General features: G+C 72.3%; 20 protein-coding genes. 11 read left to right on the top strand and 9 right to left on the bottom strand.

What is annotated here, in order from left to right; all coding sequences use genetic code 11:
* Positions 1–79: 79 nt before the first annotated feature.
* Positions 80–1,009: a MurR/RpiR family transcriptional regulator gene (locus ACWGKQ_RS07045; RefSeq protein WP_453290843.1), complete on the bottom strand. Its 930-nt coding sequence runs from the start codon at positions 1,007–1,009 to the stop codon at positions 80–82.
* Between the two features lie 55 nt (positions 1,010–1,064).
* On the opposite strand from ACWGKQ_RS07045, the gene ACWGKQ_RS07040 reads away from it, so the two are divergent.
* Positions 1,065–1,448 carry a hypothetical protein gene (locus ACWGKQ_RS07040; RefSeq protein ID WP_453290842.1) on the top strand — a complete coding sequence of 128 codons (384 nt, stop codon included), beginning with the start codon at positions 1,065–1,067 and terminating at the stop codon, positions 1,446–1,448.
* Between the two features lie 24 nt (positions 1,449–1,472).
* Positions 1,473–1,742, top strand: a complete 270-nt coding sequence (locus tag ACWGKQ_RS07035) for a DUF4031 domain-containing protein (protein ID WP_453290841.1) — start codon at positions 1,473–1,475, stop codon at positions 1,740–1,742.
* Positions 1,743–1,748: 6 nt separating this feature from the next.
* Here ACWGKQ_RS07035 and ACWGKQ_RS07030 read toward each other — a convergent pair whose 3' ends face one another.
* Together ACWGKQ_RS07030 and ACWGKQ_RS07025 are read right to left on the bottom strand one after the other, a co-directional pair.
* On the bottom strand, positions 1,749–2,795 hold the full coding sequence (locus ACWGKQ_RS07030; protein WP_453291001.1) for a GNAT family N-acetyltransferase: 1,047 nt from the start codon (positions 2,793–2,795) through the stop codon (positions 1,749–1,751).
* 34 nt (positions 2,796–2,829) lie between these two features.
* Positions 2,830–3,495 carry an HD domain-containing protein gene (locus tag ACWGKQ_RS07025; protein WP_453290840.1) on the bottom strand — a complete coding sequence of 222 codons (666 nt, stop codon included), beginning with the start codon at positions 3,493–3,495 and terminating at the stop codon, positions 2,830–2,832.
* A gap of 47 nt (positions 3,496–3,542) precedes the next feature.
* Between ACWGKQ_RS07025 and ACWGKQ_RS07020 the strand changes: the two genes are divergently transcribed.
* Together ACWGKQ_RS07020 and ACWGKQ_RS07015 are read left to right on the top strand one after the other, a co-directional pair.
* Positions 3,543–4,217 carry a maleylpyruvate isomerase family mycothiol-dependent enzyme gene (locus ACWGKQ_RS07020; RefSeq protein ID WP_453290839.1) on the top strand — a complete coding sequence of 225 codons (675 nt, stop codon included), beginning with the start codon at positions 3,543–3,545 and terminating at the stop codon, positions 4,215–4,217.
* A 115-nt stretch (positions 4,218–4,332) separates the two neighbouring features.
* Positions 4,333–5,025 (top strand): copper homeostasis protein CutC, encoded by a 693-nt coding sequence (locus tag ACWGKQ_RS07015; protein WP_453290838.1) that lies wholly within the window; start codon positions 4,333–4,335, stop codon positions 5,023–5,025.
* A 6-nt stretch (positions 5,026–5,031) separates the two neighbouring features.
* On the opposite strand, the gene ACWGKQ_RS07010 is transcribed toward ACWGKQ_RS07015, so the two are convergent.
* From ACWGKQ_RS07010 to ACWGKQ_RS07000, 3 genes are all read right to left on the bottom strand, one after another.
* Positions 5,032–8,871 carry a WD40 repeat domain-containing protein gene (locus ACWGKQ_RS07010; protein WP_453290837.1) on the bottom strand — a complete coding sequence of 1,280 codons (3,840 nt, stop codon included), beginning with the start codon at positions 8,869–8,871 and terminating at the stop codon, positions 5,032–5,034.
* Positions 8,868–9,299: a hypothetical protein gene (locus tag ACWGKQ_RS07005; protein ID WP_453290836.1), complete on the bottom strand. Its 432-nt coding sequence runs from the start codon at positions 9,297–9,299 to the stop codon at positions 8,868–8,870. The genes ACWGKQ_RS07010 and ACWGKQ_RS07005 overlap by 4 nt, the downstream gene beginning before the upstream one ends.
* A 124-nt stretch (positions 9,300–9,423) precedes the next feature.
* Positions 9,424–11,514 (bottom strand): HelD family protein, encoded by a 2,091-nt coding sequence (locus ACWGKQ_RS07000; RefSeq protein WP_453290835.1) that lies wholly within the window; start codon positions 11,512–11,514, stop codon positions 9,424–9,426.
* Positions 11,515–11,995: 481 nt separating this feature from the next.
* Between ACWGKQ_RS07000 and ACWGKQ_RS06995 the strand changes: the two genes are divergently transcribed.
* Both ACWGKQ_RS06995 and ACWGKQ_RS06990 read left to right on the top strand, forming a co-directional pair.
* Positions 11,996–12,181, top strand: coding sequence for a hypothetical protein (locus ACWGKQ_RS06995; protein WP_453290834.1), 186 nt, complete (start codon positions 11,996–11,998; stop codon positions 12,179–12,181).
* 162 nt (positions 12,182–12,343) lie between these two features.
* On the top strand, positions 12,344–13,456 hold the full coding sequence (locus tag ACWGKQ_RS06990) for a glycosyltransferase 87 family protein (RefSeq protein WP_453291000.1): 1,113 nt from the start codon (positions 12,344–12,346) through the stop codon (positions 13,454–13,456).
* On the opposite strand, the gene ACWGKQ_RS06985 is transcribed toward ACWGKQ_RS06990, so the two are convergent.
* Positions 13,414–15,057 carry a DNA repair helicase XPB gene (locus tag ACWGKQ_RS06985; RefSeq protein WP_453290833.1) on the bottom strand — a complete coding sequence of 548 codons (1,644 nt, stop codon included), beginning with the start codon at positions 15,055–15,057 and terminating at the stop codon, positions 13,414–13,416. The genes ACWGKQ_RS06990 and ACWGKQ_RS06985 overlap by 43 nt on opposite strands.
* A 232-nt stretch (positions 15,058–15,289) precedes the next feature.
* Here ACWGKQ_RS06985 and ACWGKQ_RS06980 point away from each other — a divergent pair, with 232 nt between their 5' ends.
* Positions 15,290–15,838: a hypothetical protein gene (locus tag ACWGKQ_RS06980; protein ID WP_453290832.1), complete on the top strand. Its 549-nt coding sequence runs from the start codon at positions 15,290–15,292 to the stop codon at positions 15,836–15,838.
* A gap of 155 nt (positions 15,839–15,993) precedes the next feature.
* On the opposite strand, the gene ACWGKQ_RS06975 is transcribed toward ACWGKQ_RS06980, so the two are convergent.
* The gene (locus ACWGKQ_RS06975) at positions 15,994–18,567 is read right to left on the bottom strand and encodes a helicase-associated domain-containing protein (RefSeq protein WP_453290831.1); all 2,574 of its coding nucleotides are present in this window, start codon (positions 18,565–18,567) and stop codon (positions 15,994–15,996) included.
* A 246-nt stretch (positions 18,568–18,813) separates the two neighbouring features.
* Between ACWGKQ_RS06975 and ACWGKQ_RS06970 the strand changes: the two genes are divergently transcribed.
* The 3 genes from ACWGKQ_RS06970 to ACWGKQ_RS06960 all read left to right on the top strand — a co-directional run bounded on the left by ACWGKQ_RS06970 (position 18,814) and on the right by ACWGKQ_RS06960 (position 22,403).
* Entirely contained in the window at positions 18,814–20,439 is a 1,626-nt protein-coding gene (locus ACWGKQ_RS06970) for a PstS family phosphate ABC transporter substrate-binding protein (protein ID WP_453290830.1), read from the top strand.
* A 70-nt stretch (positions 20,440–20,509) separates the two neighbouring features.
* A complete protein-coding gene (locus ACWGKQ_RS06965; protein WP_453290829.1) occupies positions 20,510–21,445 on the top strand; it encodes a hypothetical protein in 936 nt (311 codons plus the stop codon).
* A 310-nt stretch (positions 21,446–21,755) separates the two neighbouring features.
* Complete coding sequence (locus tag ACWGKQ_RS06960) at positions 21,756–22,403, top strand: HAD family hydrolase (RefSeq protein ID WP_453290828.1); 648 nt, start codon at positions 21,756–21,758, stop codon at positions 22,401–22,403.
* On the opposite strand, the gene ACWGKQ_RS06955 is transcribed toward ACWGKQ_RS06960, so the two are convergent.
* Positions 22,376–22,630 carry a hypothetical protein gene (locus tag ACWGKQ_RS06955; RefSeq protein ID WP_453290827.1) on the bottom strand — a complete coding sequence of 85 codons (255 nt, stop codon included), beginning with the start codon at positions 22,628–22,630 and terminating at the stop codon, positions 22,376–22,378. The genes ACWGKQ_RS06960 and ACWGKQ_RS06955 overlap by 28 nt on opposite strands.
* Positions 22,631–22,818: 188 nt before the next feature.
* On the opposite strand from ACWGKQ_RS06955, the gene ACWGKQ_RS06950 reads away from it, so the two are divergent.
* On the top strand, positions 22,819–23,202 hold the full coding sequence (locus ACWGKQ_RS06950) for a cold-shock protein (protein WP_093501504.1): 384 nt from the start codon (positions 22,819–22,821) through the stop codon (positions 23,200–23,202).
* Positions 23,203–23,222: the final 20 nt, after the last annotated feature.

Below are 23,222 nucleotides of genomic sequence, written 5' to 3'. Positions count from 1 at the left end.
ATCGACATGCGGCTCCGCCGCGTGGGCGCGACAAGCCACGACGAACCGGCACGTTCCCACGATGATCAAGCCCTACGGTCTATCGAGGCACACTCCGGTGCCTGTGCGCCAACGCCTCGTACGACGCCGCCAACGCCGGCGCCGCCGCCTCGTACGTCCGCTGCGCCACCCCCACGAACAGACAGTCCACCACCAGCAACTGCCCGGTCCGCGACGACATCGCCGCCGGCCGCAGCTCGCTCTCCCGCGAGGTGGACGTCGTCAGCACGTGGTCGGCGTACTGCGTCACCGACGACCCCGGCCGCCCGGTGATGGCGACGGTCGTGGCCCCCCGCTCGAAGGCCACCCGCAACGGCTCTATGACATCCCCGGTCGCCCCGGAGTGCGTGATCGCTATCGCCACGTCCCCGGCCCGCAACTGCACCGCGTTGGTGACCGCGAGATGCGGATCGCTGTGGGCGTGCGCTATCAGCCCTATCCGCAGCAGCTTCTGCGTGAGGTCCTGGGCGACCAGCCCCGACGCCCCGATGCCGTACACATCGGTCCGCCGGGCCCCGGCGAGCGCGCTCACCGCGGCCCCCAACTGCACCGTGTCGAGGGCGGCCGCCGTGTCCGCGAGGGTCTGCTGCTCGTCGTAGGCGAGCTTCGCGACGACGTCGGCGATCGGGTCGTCCACGGCGATGTCGGTGGTGATCGCGGGCGCCCGCCCCGACTGCTGCTGCGCGGCGAGCCCGGCGAGGGCGAGCCGCAGATCGCGGTAGCCGGGGTAACCGAGCAGCCGGGCGGTGCGGACCACGGTCGCCTCGCTCGTGCCGGTCAGCTCCGCGAGGCCGGTGACCGTGAGGGCCGCGCAGCCGGCCGGGTCGCCCGCGACGGCCTCGGCGACGCGCTGCATGGAACGGGTCATGGAGGGCGCGAGGGTCCGCACCTTGGCCGCGAGGGCGGCGGGAGCCGGTGGCGCGGCACCGGCTGCGCGCCTGCCGAAAATTTCCTTCACTTCCTCGGTCACTCTTGAAAGATATTTTCGGTTCCGTCGCCCGGTCAAGACCGCGCACAATGGGACCATGGATCCCGTAAGCCCCCTGGAGCAGGCGTTGCACGCGGCCCGCGCCCTGGTACTCGCCGATCTGGTCGCCGGCGAGGTCGCCGAGGCGGACGTGGTCTCGCTGGTCGAGGACTCCGTCGTACAGCGCCGCTGGTGGGTCGAGCAGTGGCCGGAGGGCGCGGGGTACGTGGCGGGGCTGGTGGCCCAGGACGTCCAGGACGCACTCCTCGAACGGTACGGCCGCTGGCCGCTGTGCCCGGTGTGCGGCTCCGGCGACCCGCACGCGCTCGACGTCGAACCGGAACTCGGCCCCGACCCGCACTGGGTGTGCCACAAGGCGGGGGTGAAGGTCGCCTCGGTCGGTTCCCTGGGCAGCTCCCTGGGCGGGACGCCGTCCTCGTGACGGCGGACTCGTGACGGTGTCCCCATGACTGTGTACATCGACCCGCCGAACTGGCCGGGCCACGGCCGGATGTGGTCCCACCTGGTCAGCGACGTCTCGTACGCCGAACTGCACGCCTTCGCCGCGGGCATGGACGTACCCCGCCGCGCCTTCGAACGCGACCACTACGACATCCCCTCCCACCGCTACGCGGACGCGGTACGGGCCGGTGCCGTGGAGGTGGGCAGCCGCGAGGTGGTGCGGCTGCTGCACCAGGCGGGGCTGCGCAGGCGCAAGAGCGACGCGCCTCGGTGACGGCCGCTACCGCGCCCGCAGTTCGAAGGCCAGCTCCTCCTCGTCCTCGCTCACCTTGGTGAACCCGGCGCGGGTGACGACCGCCTGGGAGGGGGTGTTGGCCGTCTCTATGGTCGCGAACAGGGACCGTACGTCGTCCCGGGCGAACGCCCAGTCGGCCAGGGCGCGCAGCGCCTCCGTCGCGTAGCCGTTGCCGCGGGCGGCCTCGGCCAGGTCGTAGCCGATCTCCACCCGGCCGTCCTCGTCGGGGGCGGAGTGGAAGCCCATGCCGCCGACCGCGCGGCCGTCCTCCCGGCGGACCAGGGCGAAGACGCCGAACTCCGGCCGGTGCACGCCCCCTTCGTATGCCTTGAGGAGGAAGCCGGCGGCTTCGCGGGTGCCTTCGTAGGGGCCGCCGTCGATCCACTCGAAGCCGCCGTCGCCGCCGAGGCGCAGGTCGCGGGCCTCGGCGGGGCGGATGCCGACGAGGTCGAGGCGGTCGGCGGGGATGACGAGGTTGTTGTACCAGCGCCAGTCGGTGACCGGGGAGCGGCCGGGCAGCTCGCCGCGGCCGGTGGCCCAGAGCAGGGTCTGCCAGGCCGTCGGACCGGGCTGGACGTGCGGGAAGAGGTGGGTGAGGACGGACTCGGCGAGCTCCTCGGCGGGCCGGTAGGGGATGCCCAGGCCGGTGGCCATGTCGTGCGTGTGGAGCAGGACTTCGGCGATGCCCATGGCGGCGAAGCCCGCGCGGTCGGCGCTGCGGAAGGGGTACGGATGGAAGGCGCGGACCTGGCGGGAGGTGGTGCGGACGGTGGCGGCGAGCAGGGCGCCGGTCGTCTCGATCACGTGCAGCAGGCCCAAGTTGTCGGTGCCGTCGTCGAGTTTGAGCTCGAAGGGCACATAGCCGTCCTGGGCGCGTCCGGCCAGGTTGGCGGCGTACGCGATGAGGTCGTCGGCGACATGGACCGCCGTGTCGTGGCAGTTCCAGTCCAGCCGCCCCGCCCGCACCCCCGCCCAGTCCCGGTCCACCGCCGTCCGCAGGGCCGCCGTGCAGCCCGCGACGGCCTCTTCCACCTGGTCCCCGCCCAATTCACGCATGGGCCGCACCCTAGGACGCCGGATCCTCCGCGGTCGACAGCATTTCCAGCTCCGCGGCGAGGTTGTAGCGGGCGGTCGGCTCCCACTCGGTCCGGCCGTGGGGCGTTCTGAACAGCTGGGGCAGATCGAGGAGTTGGCGCAGGATCGCGGAACGGCCGGCGCGGAAGGCGTCGCTCGGGACGAAGTGGTACTCCTCGCGGACCTCGGCGGTGTAGGCGGCGTACGCGGCGGGCGGGGCGGCGAGGATCGCGAGGTCGGCGTCGCACAGGACCTCGCCGTTGCGGTCGCCGGGGGCCGGGTCGTGGGTGACGGTGAGCCGGACCAGGCGGGCGACCTCGGCGGTCTTCTCCGCGGAGATCCCGGCCTCGGGGAGGGCGCGTTCGGCGAGGCGGGCCGAGCGCTCCTCGTTCTCCGACCGGTCCGGCAGGTACACCGCGTCGTGGAACCAGGCGGCGAGCCTGACCAGGTCCGGGTCGTCCGCGTACTCCTCCAGTACGTCGATGCGGTCGAGGACCGCGGTGAGGTGGGCGACCGTGTGGTACCGGCGCTGGGGCTCCTGCCAGCGGCGGAGCAGCTCGTCGGCGTACGGGTCGGGGTCGGGGTGGCGCGCCTCGTCGCCGTGCGCCACGAGGAGGGCGCGCCGCCAGCGGAAGCGCAGTTCCTGGAGATCGGCCATGCGTACATTCTCCCGCCCGCCACCGACATCCCCCTAGCGTGGGACGCATGACTGCTTCCGCTGACGACGTACGTGACCCCCTGCTGCCCGGCCGTCTCCTCACCGTCGAGCGCGACGCGCTGATCCCGCTCCTGCGTGCCCGGCCGGACGCGGACTTCGCGCTGCCGACCGCCGCCTGTCCGGGGTGGACGGTGCGGGACGTGCTCGCACACTGTTCGTCCGCGCTCATCCGGGTGGTGGAGAGCCGTTTCGAGCCCGGCGTGTTCTCGCCCGAGTCGAACGACCGGGACATCGCCGAGCGCGCCGACTGGACGAACGCGCAGGTCCTCGACGAGCTGGAGCGCGGGATGACCGAGGCCGGGGAGGTGATCGCGGGGCGGCCGGACGGGGCGCTGGACCGGATCGCCCTGGGCGAGTGGGTGCACGCCGGTGACGTCCGCGACACCCTCGGCGAACCCGGCGCCTACACGGGCGCCGGCCTGCCCCACGCGCTCTTCCTGCTGGCCCGGGTGACCCGGGAGCGGGGGCAGCTGCGGCTCCAGGCCGACCTGGACGACGTGGACGAGCCGGTGCACCTGGGCGAGCCGAGCGGGTCCCGGACCCCGGCCCGTTTCATGGGCGACGCGGCGACGCTCGTACGGCTGTACACCGGGCGGTCGCCGGACGGGGCGTCGTACGAGCTGGTGGGGGCGGAGGCGGCGGAGCTCAACCTCTACGGCTGAATACGGCCGGTGTGTGACGGGGGCGGTCTCGCGGCACTCCGTGTTCCCCGCGTACCCTGGATTGGACTAGACCTCTTGCGAGGGGTACACCGGGGAACACCACGGAAGGGGCCCTATGAGCACGCGGGCAGTCCTGGAGGTGATCGCCCTCGACGCCGAGGACGCGGTCGCCGCCCAGGCCGGAGGCGCGGATCGCCTCGAACTGGTCACCGACATGGCGGCCGACGGGCTGACCCCGCCGACCCGGACCTTCACCGCGATCCGCGCCGCCGTCGACATCGACCTGCGCGTGATGCTCCGGCTGGCGGACGGGTTCGCGGCGGGTGACGTCGACCGGCTGACCGGGGTGGCCGGAGAGCTGCGGGCGGCGGGGGCCGACCAGTTCGTGCTCGGGTTCCTGGACGCCGACGGCGGGGTGGACCTGGACGCCGTGGAGCGGGTGGCGGCCGCGATGGACGGCTGCCGGTGGACCTTCCACCGGGCGATCGACAGGGCCGCGGACCGGGATGCGGTCCGCAAGCAGCTGGCGGACCTGCCGGGCCTGGACACCTACCTCACGGCGGGGGCCGCGGAGGGCGTGGACGAGGGGCTGCCCACGCTGCTGTCGGAGGCGCGGCGGGGTGGAGAGCCGGGGTACGAGCGGACGATCCTGGTGGGCGGAGGACTGCGGCTCGATCATGTACCGCAGCTCCTGTCAGCAGGGATCGACGCGTTCCACATCGGCGGCGCGGCACGGCCGAAGGGCTGGGACGGGCCGGTGTCGGCGGACGCGGTGCGGGACTGGAGGAGGGCCGTGGACGAGGGCTGAGGGGCCTCAGGTGTGGCCACACGGGGGGTTGTACCCGTCATGCGTGACGTACTCGCGCCATATTTCTCTGGTCAGCACATTGCCGGTGGAGCGGCAGATGTAGTCGCTGGCGGCCCGGGTGGTCATGTGAAGGACGCGAACCGTATACGCGCCGTCGCCGATGAAGAGGTCGCGGCCGTGGGGGGAGAACGTGATCGCGTCGATGTAATTGGGGAAATCGGCCATCGGCTCTCCGTACGGCCGCGCGTGCCCCGGGTCGTGGACATCCCACAGCCGGAGCGTTTGGTCGGTACCGCCGCTGACCATGGTCCGGCCGTCCGGGCTGAAGGCCAATGCCAGGATCCTGCCCGTGTGACCGGTCAGTTCCTGGCCCAACTGACGGGGATGGGCGGGGTCGCCGACGTCCCACAAGCGGAGTCTCGCGTCGTCGCCGGCGGCTGCGACTATGCGGCTGTTCGGGCTGAAGACGACCGAGTTGAGCCCGACTTCGCTGGGTGACAGGAGCGGGCTCGGGCTTTTGGGGTGTGCGGGGTCGGCGATGTCCCAGAGGCGCAGTTTGCCATTGTTCGACGCGGCGGCGAGTGTGCGTCCGTCAGGACTGACGGCCACACGGTTGATCTGGTTGTTCGCGCCGGTGTCCAGCGGTTGGCCCAGGGGCTTCGGACGGGACGGGTCGGCGACGTTCCAGAGGACGACTGTTCCGTCGGAATTGCCGCCGGCCAGAGTGTTCCCGTCGCGGGTGAAGGCGACGCCCAGGAAGGAGTCGTCGGCATGCCCCGGAGGGCTGCCCAGGAGTCTGGGTCTGGCCGGGTCGGTCAGGTCCCACAGTTGCACCTTCGGTCCGGTCGAGACAGCCAGAACCTTCCCACGGGGGTGGAAGGCGACCGCGTAGGGGGACTGTGACTTCGTGTCGACCCGGATCGATTTGCTGACCAGCCGGGGATCGGCCGTGTTGCTGACGTCCCACAGGCGTACGGTCCCGTCCGACGAGCCGGAGGCCAGCAGATGCCCGTTGCGGCTCAGGGCTGTGGCCAGTATGGAATCCGCGTGCCCGGTGAGGATCGTGTGCGGCATCGTCCAGACCCTGACGGTGTGGTCGTCGCCGGCGCTGGCCAGCCTGGTGCCCTCGGGGTCGAACGCGAGCCCCCATACGCTTCCGGTGTGGCCCATCAGGTTCGGTGTGAGGGGCTGGTAGTCCTTCGGGGACGCCATGTTGTCGAGCCAGACGGCGTTGTCGTAGCCGCCGTAGGCCATGAGGTCGCCGTTGCGGGAGAACGCCACCGCGTTGACTGCGGCGTTCGCGTTCGGGGAGTCGATCCGGGCAGGTTCGGCTGGATTCGAGACGTCCCACAAGTGGGTCGTCCCGTCGTTGCCGGCCGCAGCCAGCGTCCGGTTGTCGTGACGGAAGGCGACCATCTGGAAGCTGGTGCCGGCCACCGGGTCGGTCTTGCCGACGACCGACGGGCGTCGTGGGTCCGTCACGTTCCACAGCCGTACCGTCCCATCGCTCCCGCCGGACGCCAGCAGCCTGCCGTCCGGGCTGAATGCGACTCCGTACACGCTCTTGCCGGAACCGGCGCCGATGAGCGGCTTCGCGAGGGGCTTCGGGTGCCGGAGGTCGGTGACGTCCCACAAGTGGATGAGGCCGTCATCGCCCGCTGCCGCCAAGGAGTGTCCGTCAGGGCTGATGGCGAGCGTGTACAGGGCGCTTCCGCCCACCGTGATCGGGTCGCCCAGACCGGTGGGGTGCCGGGGGTCGCGTATGTCCCACCGGCGGATGGTGCCGTCCTCGCCGGCGGCGGCGAGGAAGTGTCCGTCGGGGCTGAAGACCACTCCCCACAGCGGCTTGTGGAAGCCGTGCAGCGGTTCGCCGAGCGCGGTCGGGGTGCCCGTGCCTGCGGTGTCCCACAGCCGGATCACGCCTTTGCTGTCCGCGCTCGCCAGCTCACGACCGTCCGGGCTGAAGTCCACGGTGTTCACCTGGCCCTCGTGCCCGGTCAGCACAGTGGCCAGAGGTTTGTTCTGGTCACCGAGCATGTTGACCTGGGTGGACTCGGCCGGCTTCATTCGGTCAGCCACCAGGTCCAGCTGGGCGGCCAGAGAGGCGTCCGTCGTACGCAGGTGGTCGGCTTTGCCTCTGAGCTCCCCGACGAACGCGATATTGCCTTCCTGCCGTGCCTTGGCGCTCTGCATCAGCGCGACAACGCCCATCACCGCGACGAGCACGGCCAGGACGCTCAGGCAGGCGATGAGCCCCTGCCACATCCGCCGAGCCCGCTGCCGATGCCGTACCGAAGCGGCCAGGAAACCGGACGCGACGGGACCGAGTCGTCCCTGGCCCTCGTCCTCCCCGCGTGCCAGCGCCCGCGCCTCCTCCAGCCGCCCGCCCCGGTACAGCATCCCTGGATCCCGCCCGGCCTCCTCCCAGGCGGCCGCCGCGTCCTCCAGCCGCTGCCGGGCCAGGTAGCGGACCCGGTGCTCCCGGATCCACTGCTGCAGCCGTGGCCAGGTCCGCAGTAGCACCTCATGGGTGATGGTGACCTTGTCTTCCTCCTTGGTCAGCAGTCGGCCCTTGGTGAACTTCTCGATGACCTGGGCCGCCTCCTCGGGGCGTGCGCAGTGGCTCACGAGCTCGTCGTACGGCACCGGGCGGCGCGTGTCCCTGGTTCCACTGCCGCCGAACGTGATCAGGCGCAGGAACACGGACTGCGCGGTCTGCTGGGCCGGAGGATCCAGCCGGTCGAACCAACTGTCCGCCTCGGCGGCCACACTGTTCGCGATGCCGCCGGTCGCCTCGTAGCCGTCGACGGTGAGGACATGGCCCGCGCGGCGCATCCAGGTGGCCCGCAGGGCGTGGGCGAGCAGGGGCAGGCGGCCGATCTCGTAGGCGGCGTCGTCCGGCCCGCCCTCCGGCCCGCCCAGGTCGCGCAGCAGTATCTGCACCAGCCCGGGTTCGACATCCAGCCCGACCATTTGGGCGGGAAACAGGATCGCCTCCTGTACGCCGGTCCGGGTCAGTGGTCCCACCATCAGCTGGTTGCGCTCCACCGCTTTCAGGAGACCGGGGTGGGCCGCGCACTGGGTGTAGAAGTCCGAGCGCAGACCGAAGACGACCAGGGCGGGCGGGGGCTCGCCGCCCGGACCGAGTTCAGCGATGCCCAGGACCGTGTCGAGGAAGGCCCGCTGCTCCTGCTTGTCGGGACACAGTGTGAACAGTTCCTCCAGCTGGTCGACGACCAGGACCAGCCGGCGTTCCCCGGGGCCCCTCGCGAGCGCCCGGCGCAGTGTGTCCGGCGGCAGGACGGGAGAGCCGTCGGAACCACTGCCCATCACCTCCCACAGATGGTTGCCGAGGGCCTCCATGGGATGGGACGTCGGGTTCAGCCACACCAGTGGCCAACGCGTCGAACCCGGCAGTGCGCCCCGCTCCAGCGCGGCCAGCAGCCCTGCCCTGAGCAGCGAGGACTTCCCGGCACCGGACGGGGCGACGACCACCAGCGCGCCGCCCACCGCGCGGCATCTGTCCAGCCGGACCAGCAGCCCGGCCAACACATCGTCCCGGCCGAAGAACCACTGCGACTGGTCGATGCCGAAGGCGGTCAGGCCCGGATACGGGCACTCGTCGGAGACCGACGCGGCGACCACCTGGCGCGCCCCGCGCACACCGTTGAGGAAGTGCAGATGCAGATCCCGTTCGGCGATGAACATGTCCCGCTGGGCCTGGTTGACCGTGGCCTGGTCCGAGGCGTGGACGTATGAGCAGCTCTTCTCGCCGTGACCGATCTCCTCGCTTGGGGCGGGGAGCCCGCCGAGGCCGTGTCCGCGTCGTCCGCCGGCGGGACTCATGGCTCGTGGATGTGCTGATCACGCCCGGCGACGAAGACCTGTGCGCGTCCGGAAGCCTCGACGTGGGTCTCCTGGGTCCCGGTGCGGTTGCCGCTGTCGTGGTGCACGTGTTCGTGCTGTGAGTGCGGGGTGATGTCCCGTTCGACCAGGCGGCGCAGGTCGTCCGCTAGCGCGCGATTCTCCCCCAGCAACTCGGCCAGCTGGTCCTTCCAGGCTGCGATCAGCTCCGACTGCGCGGCTGTGTCGTGTTCCCGGTGGGCCTTGAGCGCGCGCTCCCGAGACCGCTCGAGTTCCGAGTCCACGCTGTCGGCCTGCTGGGGGCGGATGCTGCGCCACCAGCTGACAAGGGCCGTATGTGCGTGCTGCCAGGCGTCGGTGGTCATCGCCCCTACCAAGGCCGTGGCCGCCGACGCTACGATCGGGTCCATCGCCATCAACCCCGTAAATTCCCCTATATGGGAATAATGTACTCACTTCGGGGCGCGGTGTCGCGTCAACGCGGTGGTGGCCACGGCGGTTCGGTTGAACGATGAAAGACCACAGGCCTGTTGGCTAGGCCAGCTGCGACGGCAGCGGGGCCGCGTGGGTCACGATCAGGCCGGACACCGCCCGGGTGAGGGCCACGTACAGGCGGCGCAGGCCGGTGCGTTCGTCCGGTTCGCCGTCGACCACGGCCCCCGGCTCGTCCAGGACCACGTAGTCGTACTCCAGGCCCTTGGCCAGGGACGCCGGGACCAGGGTGAGGCGGGTCTCGGCCGTGGTCTCCTCGCCGGGGGCCAGGTAGCCGATGCCGGCCGCCGTCAGCGCCGCCGCGAGCGCGGGCACGCGCGCGTCCGCCGCGATCAGACCCGTCGAGCCCTCGTTGCGGAGCAACTCCTCGCACGCGGCGACCACTTCGGCGGTGTCCGTGACGGGGCGCAGGGCGAAGAAACCCGGGTTCTCACGGACCGAGGCGACCGGCGCGAGACCGGGGGCGATGTGCGGGAGGAGCCGGGAGGCGTAGGTGATGACGTCGGTCGGGACGCGGAAACCCGCCGTCAGTTCCTCGATGACGCCGTCCGCCTTGCCGAGGTGGGACAGGGCCTCGGCCCAACTCCGCGTCGCCCAGGGCGTGGTGCCCTGCGCCAGGTCGCCGAGGACGGTCGCCGACCCGGTGGTGCAGCGGCGGCCGACCGCGCGGTACTGCATGGGGGAGAGGTCCTGCGCCTCGTCGAGGACGACATGGCCGAGCGAGTGCGTGCGCTGCACGAGGTCCGTCGTCTCGTCGATCAGCACCGCGTCCGCGGCCGACCACCTGGCCGACTTGACGCTGCGTACCGGCTTCGCCCAGACGATCGTCTTCTGCTCGTCCTCGTCGAGGATCCCGGCGGCGTGCTCCGCGAGGAAGTCCGCGTCCGTGAGCAGGCGCAGCACGAGTTTCGCCGGGTCGACCGGCGGCCAGATGTGCTTGACGGCCGCCTTCACCGCCGCGTTGCGGGCCACCGAGTCCTGCACGCGGTCGTCGGGCGCCTCTCCCGACCGCTCCATCTGGACCAGCACGGCGTGCGCGATGCGCTGCGGCAGGGCCTCGCGCGCCGCGCCGTACCGGATGCCCCGGTCCAGCAACTCCCGGACGATGTCCTCCAGTTCGTACGCCGGGACCCGCCAGCGGCGGGAGCCGCGCACCACCACGACCGGTTCGGTGGGCAGCGTGACGTGCGCCTGGACGGCCCGGCGCAGCACCTCCGCCATCCGGGCGTCGCCCTTGATGACCGCGGCGGGGGCGTCGTCGGTGCCGCGCACGTCGATGCCCTTGGCCACCAGGTCGTCCACCGTCGCCTGCTGCACGGTCAGCTCGCCCAGCGCGGGCAGCACCTGCTCGATGTAGTGCAGGAAGGAGCGGTTGGGCCCGATGACCAGGGTGCCGGTGCGGGCGAGCCGCTCCCGGTGGGCGTAGAGGAGGTACGCGACCCGGTGCAGGCCGACGGCGGTCTTCCCGGTACCGGGGCCGCCCTGCACGCACACCGTTCCGCCGAGCCCGCTGCGCACGATCTCGTCCTGCTCGGGCTGGATGGTCGCCACGATGTCGCGCATCGGGCCGACGCGCGGGCGCTCGATCTCCTGCTGGAGCAGCCTGCTGGTGCGGGCCGCCTCGGCCGGGTCGGAGAGGTGCTCGTCCTCGTACGCCGTGATGTCGCCGCGGGTGTACCCGAAGCGGCGGCGCAGCGCGATGTCCATCGGGTCCTTCTTGGACGCCCGGTAGAACGGCTGCGAGACCGGCGCCCGCCAGTCGATGACCATCGGGTCGCCGTCGTGGTCGTGCACGTGCCGGCGCCCGATGTAGAAGCGTTCGCCGTACGCGCCCTCGGCCTGGTCGGCGCCGGGGGCGTGCAGGTAGTCGAGGCGGCCGAAGAACAGCGGGGTGTCGCTGAGGTCGGCCAGCGCCTTGATGCGCTCGTCGATCTGGCGGGCGAGGACCTCGGCGTTGACCCAGTTCGCGGTGACGTTGCTGATGTCCAGCGACTCGACGTCCTCGCGCATGGCGCGCAGGGCGGCTCGGGACCCGGCGAGGTGGGAGCGTTCGCGGGAGAGGGGGTCGGAGAGAGGGTCGGGGAGGGGGCCGGGGTGCGGGTCCGCCGGCTGGTCGTGGGCGGGCGTGGACAAGGAGGTGCCTCCGAAGGCCTGCGGGTCGATGGCGCTCAGGTGTGGATGGCGCACAGGTGGCGATCAGCCGACCGGTTTCCGTCCGGCGAAGTATGGGCGGCCCGTAGGGCCTCGGTTGAGGGTGGTGGTGGGAGACGGGTGGGCGGCACTCCGGGGGGCGGAGGCGGGCAAGAGCGGAGATTGTAGTGAGGCGGGGGTGGGGGAGGCCAATGGATTTTCGGGAGGGGGCGGGGCAGGGGTGGGTTGCGGCGTGGGGCTGGGCAGCGCCCCGTCAGGGGCGCGGGGAACTGCGCGACCAGCCCCCACTCACCCGCACTCACCCCCACTCACCCGCACCCGCCCGCGACCCCTAGGGGGAGCGTCACCCGCAGGGTGGGTCTGAGGTCGGGGGTGGGGTCCATCGGGGGATGGACGAGGGGATGCCGGAAATTGGACCCGTGGACCGATGCCATGTTTATGCCCGAAGTTCCACCATTGGGGTATGAGCGCAGCAACCATCCACCCAGCCCCCAGCAGTCCCCCGGGCGCCACCGCCCTCGACGGAGTGCCCCACCCCCACCACCGCCTGGGCGACGCCCTGCGTGCCGTCAAGGTCTTCGTCGGCGCGGCGTTCAGCGTCGCGATACTCGGTGAGTACGGCGAGGAAGCGGGCATACGCCGCAAGTAACGGCATAGGGTCACCCCCGTGCCGAACCGGACGGTGACGTCACCCTCTGCCCCGCCCGCCTTCCCTCCTGCCCGCACTCGCCTCCCCCTCCTCCTGTCCCTCTCCCTACTGACGGTCTCTCTCTGCTCCTTCGCCGCCCTCTGCGTCCTGCTGCACGCCCCGATGGCCGATCTGCTGGTCTACCGGGCCGAGGGCGAAGCCGTGGTCCACGGCCGTGATCTGTACGGCTTCACGGTCACCGAATGGCGGCTGCCGGCGACGTACCCGCCCTTCGCGGCGGTCCTGTTCGTCCCGACGACCTGGATCCCCGTCCCGGCCCTGAAGGCAGCGTTCCTCGCGGGCAACGCGCTCCTGCTCGCACGTCTCGTCGCCCTCTCCGCCCGCCTCGCCGGCCGCACGGCACCCCTCCCGCTGCTGTGCGCGGCCACCGGGCTCGCCCTCTGGCTGGAGCCGGTCTTCCAGACGCTGCTCTTCGGCCAGGTCAACCTGGCGATCGCCTGCCTGGTCCTGTGGGACCTGACCCGCCCGCCCGGCGCCCGCGCCAAGGGCCTGGCCCTGGGCATCGCCGCGGGCGTCAAACTCACCCCGGCGGTCTTCATCGCCTACCTGTTCCTCACCGCACGCAGAAAGGAGGCAGCCACTGCGGCGGCGTCCTTCGCGGGTACGGTCCTGCTCGGCGCCCTTCTTCTCCCCTCGGCCACCGTGGACTTCTGGACGCGGCGCGTGTTCGAGACCGGCCGGGTCGGCAAGGTCTGGATCATCGACAACCAGTCGCTCCAGGGCCTGATCGCACGGGTGGCAGGCACCGGGACACCGGGCCTGGTCTGGAGCCTCCCGGCGGCCGCACTCGCGGCGGCCGGCCTGTGGCTGGCGACCCGCGCCCGCACCCGCGCCCCGCACCGCGACCGCTGGGGCATCCTGCTCACCGCGTTCACGGCCCTGCTGGTCTGCCCGATCAGCTGGTCCCACCACTGGGTGTGGTGCGTCCCGCTGCTGGCGGTCCTGCTGGCCGAGGGCCGGACGCTGCTCGCGGCCACCGCGGCACTGGTCTTCACGGCCCGCACGATGTGGCTGCTCCCCCACCAGGGCGACCTGGACCTGCACCTGCCCTGGTGGCAGCAGCCGCTCGCATCGCCGTACCCGCTGCTGGGGCTGGCGCTGCTGGCGGGGGCCGCCGCGGTCGCCCTGCGAAGGCGCGGCGCCGGGCCCGGCGCCGCGCTGCCGGGCAGTCGTCAGCCCTCTGCCAGGAGCTCGTCGGCGTCCATGATGCGGTAGGCGTAGCCCTGCTCCGCCAGGAACCGCTGCCGGTGGGCGGCGAAGTCCTGGTCGATGGTGTCGCGGGCGACGACGGAGTAGAAGTGGGCCTGGTGGCCGTCCGCCTTGGGGCGCAGCACGCGTCCCAGCCGCTGGGCCTCCTCCTGCCTCGACCCGAAGGTGCCCGACACCTGGACGGCGACCGTCGCCTCCGGCAGGTCGATGGAGAAGTTCGCGACCTTCGAGACGACCAGCACGCTGATCTCGCCCTCGCGGAAGGCGTCGAAGAGTTTCTCGCGCTGGGCGTTGGAGGTCTCGCCCTTGATGACGGGGGCGTTCAGGTGCTCGCCCAGCTCGTCCAGCTGGTCGATGTACTGGCCGATGACGAGGATCTGCTGCCCCGCGAAGCGCTTCACGATCGCCTCCGTGACCTTCCGCTTGGTCGCGGTGGTCGCACAGAAGCGGTACTTCTCCTCGGTCTCGGCGGTGGCGTACGCCAGCCGCTCGGAGTCCGTCAGGTTCACCCGCACCTCGACACAGTCGGCGGGCGCGATGTAGCCCTGCGCCTCGATCTCCTTCCACGGAGCGTCGAACCGCTTGGGCCCGATGAGGGAGAACACGTCCGATTCCCGGCCGTCCTCGCGTACGAGGGTGGCCGTCAGCCCCAGCCGCCGGCGCGCCTGAAGGTCGGCGGTGAACTTGAAGACAGGAGCCGGCAGCAGATGGACCTCGTCGTAGACGATCAGCCCCCAGTCGCGGGAGTCGAAGAGTTCGAGGTGCGGGTAGACGCCCTTCCGCCTGGTCGTGAGGACCTGGTACGTGGCGATCGTGACGGGCCGGATCTCCTTGCGCGTCCCGCTGTACTCCCCGATCTCCTCCTCCGTGAGACTCGTCCGCTTCACCAGCTCGTGCTTCCACTGGCGCGCGGAGACGGTGTTGGTGACGAGGATCAGGGTCGTCGACTTGGCCTGCGCCATCGACCCGGCCCCGACCAGGGTCTTCCCGGCTCCGCAGGGCAGGACGACGACGCCGCTCCCACCGTGCCAGAAGTTCTCCACCGCCTGCTTCTGGTACGGCCGCAGCGCCCAGCCGTCCTCGGCGAGCTCGATCGGGTGGGCCTCGCCGTCCACGTACCCGGCGAGGTCCTCGGCGGGCCAGCCCAGCTTCAGCAGGGTCTGCTTGATCTGCCCGCGCTCGGAGGGGTGCACGGCGACGGTGTCGGGGTCGATGCGGGCGCCGACCAGCGGAGCGATCCGCTTGGAGCGCAGGATCTCCTCCAGGACCGGCCGGTCGGTGGTGGTGAGCACCAGCCCGTGCGCCGGGTGCTTGCTGAGCGTCAGCCGCCCGTACCGGTCCATCGTCTCGGCGATGTCGACCAGCAGCGCGTGCGGCACCGGATACCGGCTGTACTCCACCAGCGCGTCCACGACCTGCTCGGCGTCGTGCCCGGCCGCCCGCGCGTTCCACAGCCCCAGCGGGGTCACCCGGTAGGTGTGGATGTGCTCCGGTGCCCGCTCCAGTTCGGCGAAGGGCGCGATCGCCCGACGGCAGTCGTCGGCCCGCTCGTGGTCGACTTCCAGGAGCAGGGTCTTGTCGGACTGGACGATCAACGGACCATTCACGCGCGGCACCCTTTCCCTTCGGCTCGTGCGGCCATCGCCATGGCGGCCATCGTCACGGGCCAAAGTTCCAGTGTGCCTCATGCGCGAACGATCACCTTCGTCCCTGGACGGAACGTGCACCGTCTCTGCCCGGCCTTCGCGGATGCCTGATCGTTCGGTGCAACCTTGGGTCTGTTTCGGGTGTCATGTCCCAGGGGGCCGCGGATACGCGTGGTCCGGTGGGGAGGTTGGGGTGACGTCCGTACGCATCTGGGGACCCGGCGCGGGGGCCGTGGTGGTGCTGGTGGCGGCCGGGGTGTGGGCGCGCGGGTCCAGCGCGGTCGACGCCGGTCTGTGGGACCGGGTGCGTCCCGTGATCGAGACGCAGCTGGTGGCGCAGGCGACCGGGTCCGGGTACGCGGAGACCGACGAGCCCGCGCTCAGGTCGCGGTGGTTCTGCCGGGCGGAGGCCCTGGAGCTGGAGGAGAGCGGGGGCCGGGTGCGGGCCGGCGTCGACACGCTGTGCCTGGAGTACGGCGCCCGCGGCGGCACCCTGGTGCAGTGCAGCGGCGAACAGACACCGCAGGTGGTCCGGCTGGCGCGGGATCCGGAGAACGGCGGCTTCCGGGTTCTCTCCGCGCAGGAGCCGCCGGACGGCGAGGGTTACGGGGAGTGGGAGCAGAGTCACTTCAGCCGTCACGCCGCGTCCCGCCTCGACCGGCCGATGGCGTCCACCGGCCTGGAGACCGCGGCCCGCACCCACTTCGGCCTCCCGGCCGGGGCGCCGGTACGGGACTGTTAGCCGGGCCGCCGAACTGTGAAGCGTCCCGAACTGAGGCGCCCCGAAAGGGGCGCTGGGGGTACCCCCAGCCGAAGGCTGGGGGAGGAACTGCGCGACCAGCCACGACGGAGCCGCAGCCGAACGACGGCACATCGCGGCCTCTCCAGCGGGGCGTTTCACTCCTCCGCGAGTTCTGCCACGCCCGTCACCCGGTGCAGGGGGTAGGTGCGTACCTCGTCGGCCGTGTGGTCGTAGGCCGTGACGAAGCCGCCCTCGACGCGGATGGGGGCGATGACGCGCTGGGTGGCGGTGCCCTCGGCGTTGACGTAGCCGATCCAGACGGTGTCGCCGGTGAGGACGGCGGCCTGCATGGTGGCGAGGGTCTCGGCGGGGGTGGTGCGGGGGAGTTCGCCGCCCTTGACGGCGGCGCCGGTGGACTTGCGCGGGGTGGTGGCGGCGAGGTCGCCGGCGCGGATCGCGCGGATCGCCGCCGCGAGGAGGGTGGAGTCCGGTGGCGGCGGGCCGTCCGGGACCGGCTCGGGGGCGGTGCGCGGCGGGCTGCGGTGGGCGTGGGCGCGGGTGATCAGGACGTCGCCCTCGGCGGACTCGGCGGCGGGCGCGTAACCCATCGCGCGCAGGCCCTCCAGGAGGGCGGCCGGGTCGGCCTGGGTGGCGAGCACCGTCGGGGCCAGGCGGCGCAGGCGCAGGCCCGATGCCCGCTTGTCGGCCATGATCTCGTTCAGGACGGTGTCGTCGTCGCAGCGGACGTACGCCGAGGCCGCGCCCACCCGTAGGTGGCCGTGCCTGCGGGCCACGTCGTCGATCAGGTACGCGAGCGGCTGCGGGATCGGTGTGCGGGAGTGCTCGGCGAGGAAGGCGTGCAGGTCGGAGGCGGTCCGGCCGGCGTCCAGGGCGCGGCGGACCGAGGCGGGCGTGAAGCGGTAGACGGTGGCGCCGCCCTTCGACTCCACGTCGGCGAGGACGCCCAGCGCGTCGGCGAGCGGCCGGCGCAGCGGGCCCGGCGCGACCGCGGTCAGGTCGGCCTGGAGCAGCACGTGGTCGAGGGGCTCGGGGAGGAGCGGGGCGAGCAGCCGGCCGGCGGTCGCGGCGGCGACGGCCTGTTCGGGCGGCGAGAGGGGAGCGGGGGCGAGGAGGGTGGACGCGGCGGGATGGTGGTGGTGCACGGGGAGCTTGTCGCCGGGGCCGGCCGGCTCCACGGAGGCGGACGCGGACGCGGAGGCGGATGCGGAGCCGACCGAGGCGGTCGCGGCCGGTGCGCCGAGGAGCGCGCGGCCGGGTGCCGACAGCGCCCCGCGTCCCGTCACGCCCAGCAGCTCGGACTCCGACAGGGTCCAGCGGGCCAGCCGGCCGCGCAGGTCGTCGTCGCGCTGCTGCGGACCGCGCAGCGGGCGTTCCCAGCGCAGCCGGGCCAGCACCGAGTCGGCGGCCGGGGCGGTGCCCTCCGGGAGCGCGGCGAGCAGGGTCAGCACCCGGTGCCGTACCTCGGGCGCGGCGGAGCGGTCGAGTCCGGGGCCGAGCGCCGACAGGGCGCGGTCCTTGGCGTCCCGGCCGCCGATCAGGCCGGAGGTGCGGGTCGCGGTCAGCCAGGCCTCCGCCAGCAGGGCCCAGCGCTCGGCCGGCGGGCGGTCCAGCCACTCGTCGTAGGCGGGGGTGGCCGCGTACCGCTCGTCGGCCTCGCCGTCGGAGGCGAGCAGCCCGGCGGCGTACGCCAGCTCCACCCAGAAGGCGGCGACCGGCTCGGGCAGGTCCAGGGCGACGGCCGTCCGCTTGAGGTCCCGGACGCTCAGGCCGCCGGCCCGCAGCACCGCGGGACCGCCCTCGTCCCAGTCCTTGAGCAGTTCCTCGACGGTCGCGAGGGCGGTGTACGCCTGCCCGGCCGCGGTCGCGTCCACAACCTGTGGACGGTGGGCCGCGGCCGGCTCGACGGCCGGAGGCACGGGCTCCGGTTCGCGGTGCGCCCGGCCCTCGCGCAGGTGCAGGGCGACCTCGCGGGGGAGGACCACCGTGCCGGGCGCGGTCGGCAGCAGCAGGCCGCGGTCGAGGAGCCAGCGCAGGTGGGCGGCCGGTTCCGGCGTGACCTGGCCGTACGGCGGTCCCCAGACCAGCCGGGAGAGGACCTCGCGGGACTCGGCGGGCGCGGCGGCGAGCAGCTTCGCCATCTTCCTGCGGTTTCCGAACAGCTTGGTGAGCGCGTCCACCGCGGACACCGGGTCGTGCGTGGAGGGCAGCCCGGCGGCGGCCACGATCTCCTGGATCCGGCCCGGCGACATCCCCGAGGTGGCCTCCCGCACGGTCGGGCCGAGACCGGTCGGCGAGGGGTGCTGCGGGGACGGCGCGAGCACCTCCCGCGCGGTCCGCACCAGCCGCAGCCGGTCGTCGTCGCCCCACACCAGCGCCTGGTCGCGGAGCGCGGCGACGGCACGCGGCAGCTCGCCGGTGACGACCGGGTCCTCGTCGTCCCCGGCCATCAGGCCCAGCAGCTCCTGGTACGACGCCGGGTCGCCGGCCACCGCCAGCGCCTCCGCGGTCTGCAGGGCGAACCGGTCCAGGCGTTCCAGGGCACGCAGCACCGAGGCCCGGGTGCCGGCCCGGGTGGCCAGCTGGGTGAGGTCGGTGGGGACGGGGGTGATGAGGTCGGGGCGGGCACGCAGCAGTACGGCCAGGGAGGCGTCGTCCCTGGCGCGAAGCGCCTCCGCGAGGGAACGCGGCGGGGTGGCCGGGTTGCTCATCCGACCCACGGTAGCGGGTGCGGGGCGGGCACCGGGATCACCTGTACCACCACCGTTTCTGTGGAAAGGGCGGCCGGCGGGCGAACGGAACGTTTCGCAGGTGTCCTCCGAATGAACTTCGTCGGGAGGATCGCCGCAGCCATGGCACCACCCGGCACCTGCTCGTCACCCTGGGCTCCCTGGCAACCGCGCGACGCCGGCGACGGCAACAGCGCGGCGCAGCAAGGCGATTCGGGGGATGCGGTCGTGAGAACGCTCGGCGTCGAGCTCAATTTCAACAACGTCGTCGCGATCTTCAGTGTCGTGATCCCGGTGCTGGCGTTCTTCTGGGAGTTCGTCGTCATCCGCCGCAAGCGGCTCGGCTACCGCCTCCAGATGGACACCCTGGCCACGGACACCGCGCACGCGCCGAGTGCCGACGTGCTGGCGCGGATGCGGGACGACGGCCACGAGCTGCTGGAGCCGTCGTTCGTGCTGGTGCGGATCGAGAACGCCGGCTGGCGGGAGATCGTCTCCGGCGACTACCTGACCCCGCCCGACGACAAGACCGGCATCCGGGTGCTGTTCCGGGACCGCCGGGTCGTCGGCATGGCCGTGACCGAACTCAGCCAGCCCACCCTCCGGCACTTCTTCGTCACCACCCGCGACGGCCGGACCCAGGAGACCGACGGCTTCGGCAAGGACTGGGAGGACGGCGTCGGTGTCATCCGGCTGCCCAAGGTGACGCTGAACCCCGGCGCCCACTACAAGATCCTGGCGGTGCTGGAGCGGCGCGGCGGCAGCGAGCACGCGCCCTTCCCGCCGCCGGAGTTCCAGGCCGCGGTGACCGGGGGCATGGACCACTCCTTCGCCTGGGTCCGCTGGCTGGCCCGCCTCAAGCTGGCCCGCACCGAGAGCCACACCTTCGCCTCCAGACCCGCGGTGGGCGGTCTGGCCCTCCTGGCGGCGGCGGTCCTCGTGCAGGCGAGCCTCACCCTGTTCTTCCCCGCCAAGCCCGCCCCGCTGGACTGCGTCGGCGGCACCCTGCACCTGTCCGGCTCGACCGCGTTCGCGCCCGCGGTGACGGCGGCGGCCAAGCAGTACACGAAGCTGTGCGAGGCCAAGGGGGCGGACATCCCCATCGACGACGGCACCTTCCAGAGCAGCACCGACGGCCTCACCACGCTCCAGCAGGCCGGCAGGGCCGCCGGGATCAAGGGCGACGCGGGACTCGGCGACCACATCACGTTCACCGACGGCCCGGCCGAGGGCAACCACGCCCAGCTGCTGCCCCGGCCGGTCGTCTACTCCCTGTTCACCCTCGTCGTGAACGACGCCGCCGACGTCCACAACCTCTCCCTCCGGCAGATCCGCGACATCTACACCGGCGAGGTCAAGAACTGGTCCCAGGTCGGCGGCCACGACATCCCCGTCCACCTCGTCAACCGCCACCGCGGCTCCGGCACCCGCAACGCCCTCGAACAGCGGGTCCTCGCGGGCAAGGCGGTACCGGAGGCCGACGTCAACGACTGCGCGGCGCTGAGCACGGACAAGTACGGCGTCTGCGAGGTCAACACCACCGACAGCCTGCTGGACGCCGTGAGCGCCGACCCCGGCGGCCTCGGCTACAGCGAGGTCAGCAGCGTCCCGGCCGGCAACCTCGTCAAGCTGGACGTGGGCGGCATGCCGCCCACCCTCGAAGGCGTCGAGCAGGGCACGTACCCGTACTGGCAGACCGAGTACGCCTACACGTACGGCGAACCGCCCGCCGGCTCCATCGCCGCCGCCTTCCTGCGCTACCTCACCGACCAGGGCGGCAAGGACATCCTGCGCGAGTACGGCAACCGCCCCTGTTCGGAGACCCGCTACCCGCTGGTGTGCCGGCCGACATGAGCCGTGGCCTGCGCTACCGTCGTTGCGACGGGGTAATCCAAGGCAACGCACCGGCCCCGGAGGGGACTTCGTGGGTATCGAGAGCGATCAGGTCGTCTACGAGTATCTGAGCCGCGTCGGGGACATCGCGCACCAGCGCCAGTTGTCGTCGGCCGAGCGGATGCGGCTGGTCTCCGGGCTGCGCAACGACATCGACCGGCAACGGGCGAAGGCGACCGTCGACAGCCCCGCCGCGGTACGGCGCATCCTGGACCGGCTGGGCACGCCCGACGAGGTCGTCGAGGCGGCGGGCGGTACGACACCGGCCGCCGGCCCGCCGCGACCGCCGTCGGCCGGGGTCCCGGTCCAGCGGGACGCGGGGCCCGCGGCGCCGGCCGAGGACCTGCGCCGCGTCGTTCCACGGCCGCGGCCCGCCGAGCCGGGCGACTCGGCGCCGCCGCCCGACTGGTGGCGGGTGGACAGCAGCCCGTTCGGCGACGGGGACGGCGTGCCGGGGTTCGTCGGCGGGGTGGAGATCCCCGAGATGCTCAGCAGGCCGCGGCTCCGGAAGGCGGAGCCGGAGGACGAGCCGGTGGAGGCGGTGGAGCCGGTGGCGGCCCCCGTGGTGGAGGAGGCCGCGCCGCCGGGACGACGCCGACGCCTGATCCGCGTCGTCCCCCGCCCTGCCGTCGGCTGGAGCAACCCCCTTCTGCTGCTCGCCGCCGCCGCGCTCGTCGTGGGCGCGGTGCTCGGCAACCTGGTCGCACTCCTCCTCGGCTGGCTCATCGCCTACGGCTCCCGGCGCCTCACCCCGACGGAGACGAAGCTGGCGGTGATGTGGGTACCGGGGCTGTCCGTCGCGGCCGGACTGGTGTGGCTGTGGGGGCGCAGCGCCGGGCGCTGGGGCGCCCCGATCGCCCAGGGGCACATGAGCGACGCGGTGGGGGAGACGTGGCCGTGGGTGCTACGGGGCGCTGCGCTGGCCTCGGCGGTCTTCCTGGTGTGGCGGTCACAGAGGGCGCGGTAGAGGGCGGACCGGTGCGTCGTCGGCTGCGGGCCGGTGGGGGCTGGTCGCGCAGTTCCCCGCGCCCCTGGTTGGCTGTGGTTCGGGTGTTCGAAGAGCGGTCGTGCTGGTCGCGCCCGCGCGGCGGTAGCCGCACATCAGATTCAGTCCCGCGCCCCTTCGGGGCGCGCTGCCCAGCCGTGTCTCACATGGACATAGCTGCGGGCAGGCGTGCCGCAGGGCGGCACGGGTGGGCGCGGCGGCACCCTGCCAGCGCCGGTAAGCGTCCCCACCCCCCGGCCCCAGCCCCCTCGCACCCGGCACAATGGCGCATATGACTTCTCGCAGCCCCCTCACCGTCGGCTTCGATCTCGACATGACGCTCATCGACTCCCGCCCCGGCATCCGCGCCACCTACCTGGCGCTCGCCGAGCGGACCGGGACGTACATCGACGCCGATCTGGCGGTCACCCGGCTGGGGCCGCCGCTCGCCGAGGAGCTGGTGCACTGGTTTCCGGCCGAGCGGATCGCGGAGATGAGTGATCTGTACCGGGGCATGTACCCGGAGATCGCCATCGCGGCGACTCCGGCCATGCCGGGCGCACGGGAGGCGATCGCCGCCGTGCGGGACGCCGGCGGGAAGAGCGTGGTCGTCACCGCGAAGTACGAGCCCAACGCGAAACTGCACCTCAGCCACCTCGGCATAGTCCCGGACGCCGTCGTCGGCGACCTGTGGGCCGAGCAGAAGGCGGTCGCGCTGCGCGAGCACGGCGCGGTCGCGTACGTCGGCGACCACGTCGGAGACGTACGCGGGGCACGCAAGGCGGGAGCCCTGTCGGTGGCGGTGGCCACCGGGCCTTGCGCCGCCGATGAGCTGCGCGCGGCCGGCGCCGACGTGGTGCTCGGCGACCTCACCGAGCTGCCCGCCTGGCTGGCCGGCTACCGCGAGGGCGGCTACCGGGAGGACGCCTCCCGCGCCTGACGGCGTCCGGCCGCGACCGACTGGAGCACTCCGGCGCCGGCGACCAGGAAGCCGACGCCCATGAGCATGCTCAGCAGGTACATGTACGTCGGAAAAGGCTTCGCACCGAGGAACAGCGGTATCACGGTGACGAGTGTGGCCACCGCGCCGATGAAGAAGACCACGGCACCGGCACGGACCAGTCGGTCGCCGGGCCCGGCGGAATTCGCTTGGGTTTTGTCACGCACTCGACCAGGGTAGTTCCCTGCCCGAAGGAACAACCGGGCGACGTCTTGTCACCCGCCCGAAGACCATTAGCCTTGGTACCGGCGGGTCATGGTCGACCCGCCCGAGTGCTATCAAGGCCCGTTCCAGAGCTGTTGCATTCAGAAGTTTCCCGAGCAGTTTCCGACGAGATACGAGGACGAGGACAGACGTGCCTACCGGCAAGGTCAAGTGGTTCAACAGCGAGAAGGGCTTCGGCTTTCTCTCCCGCGACGACGGCGGTGACGTCTTCGTCCATTCCTCGGTTCTCCCCGACGGGGTCGACGCACTCAAGCCGGGCCAGCGCGTGGAGTTCGGCGTCGTCGCCGGTCAACGCGGTGACCAGGCACTGTCCGTGGTCCTGCTCGACCCCACCCCGTCGGTCGCCGCCGCCCAGCGCAAGAAGCCGGACGAGCTGGCCTCGATCGTGCAGGACCTGACGACCCTGCTCGAAAACATCACGCCGATGCTGGAGCGCGGCCGTTACCCGGACAAGGCCGCCGGCGCGAAGATCGCCGGGCTGCTGCGCGCGGTCGCGGACCAGCTGGACGTGTAAGCGACGGGCGACTGTCTTAA

Source organism: Streptomyces sp. NPDC054770 (assembly GCF_053611985.1).
This window is presented reverse-complemented; position numbering and strand designations above follow the sequence as displayed.

Coding starts and splice junctions, on each gene's coding strand:
- ACWGKQ_RS07025 (WP_453290840.1), bottom strand. CDS start 3,495: ATGGCCGATCTCCAGGAACTGCGCTTCCGCTGGCGGCGCGCCCTCCTC.
- ACWGKQ_RS07040 (WP_453290842.1), top strand. CDS start 1,065: ATGGATCCCGTAAGCCCCCTGGAGCAGGCGTTGCACGCGGCCCGCGCC.
- ACWGKQ_RS06990 (WP_453291000.1), top strand. CDS start 12,344: ATGGCCGATCTGCTGGTCTACCGGGCCGAGGGCGAAGCCGTGGTCCAC.
- ACWGKQ_RS06960 (WP_453290828.1), top strand. CDS start 21,756: ATGACTTCTCGCAGCCCCCTCACCGTCGGCTTCGATCTCGACATGACG.
- ACWGKQ_RS06995 (WP_453290834.1), top strand. CDS start 11,996: ATGAGCGCAGCAACCATCCACCCAGCCCCCAGCAGTCCCCCGGGCGCC.
- ACWGKQ_RS07035 (WP_453290841.1), top strand. CDS start 1,473: ATGACTGTGTACATCGACCCGCCGAACTGGCCGGGCCACGGCCGGATG.
- ACWGKQ_RS07020 (WP_453290839.1), top strand. CDS start 3,543: ATGACTGCTTCCGCTGACGACGTACGTGACCCCCTGCTGCCCGGCCGT.
- ACWGKQ_RS06975 (WP_453290831.1), bottom strand. CDS start 18,567: ATGAGCAACCCGGCCACCCCGCCGCGTTCCCTCGCGGAGGCGCTTCGC.
- ACWGKQ_RS07010 (WP_453290837.1), bottom strand. CDS start 8,871: ATGAGTCCCGCCGGCGGACGACGCGGACACGGCCTCGGCGGGCTCCCC.
- ACWGKQ_RS07015 (WP_453290838.1), top strand. CDS start 4,333: ATGAGCACGCGGGCAGTCCTGGAGGTGATCGCCCTCGACGCCGAGGAC.
- ACWGKQ_RS07005 (WP_453290836.1), bottom strand. CDS start 9,299: ATGGACCCGATCGTAGCGTCGGCGGCCACGGCCTTGGTAGGGGCGATG.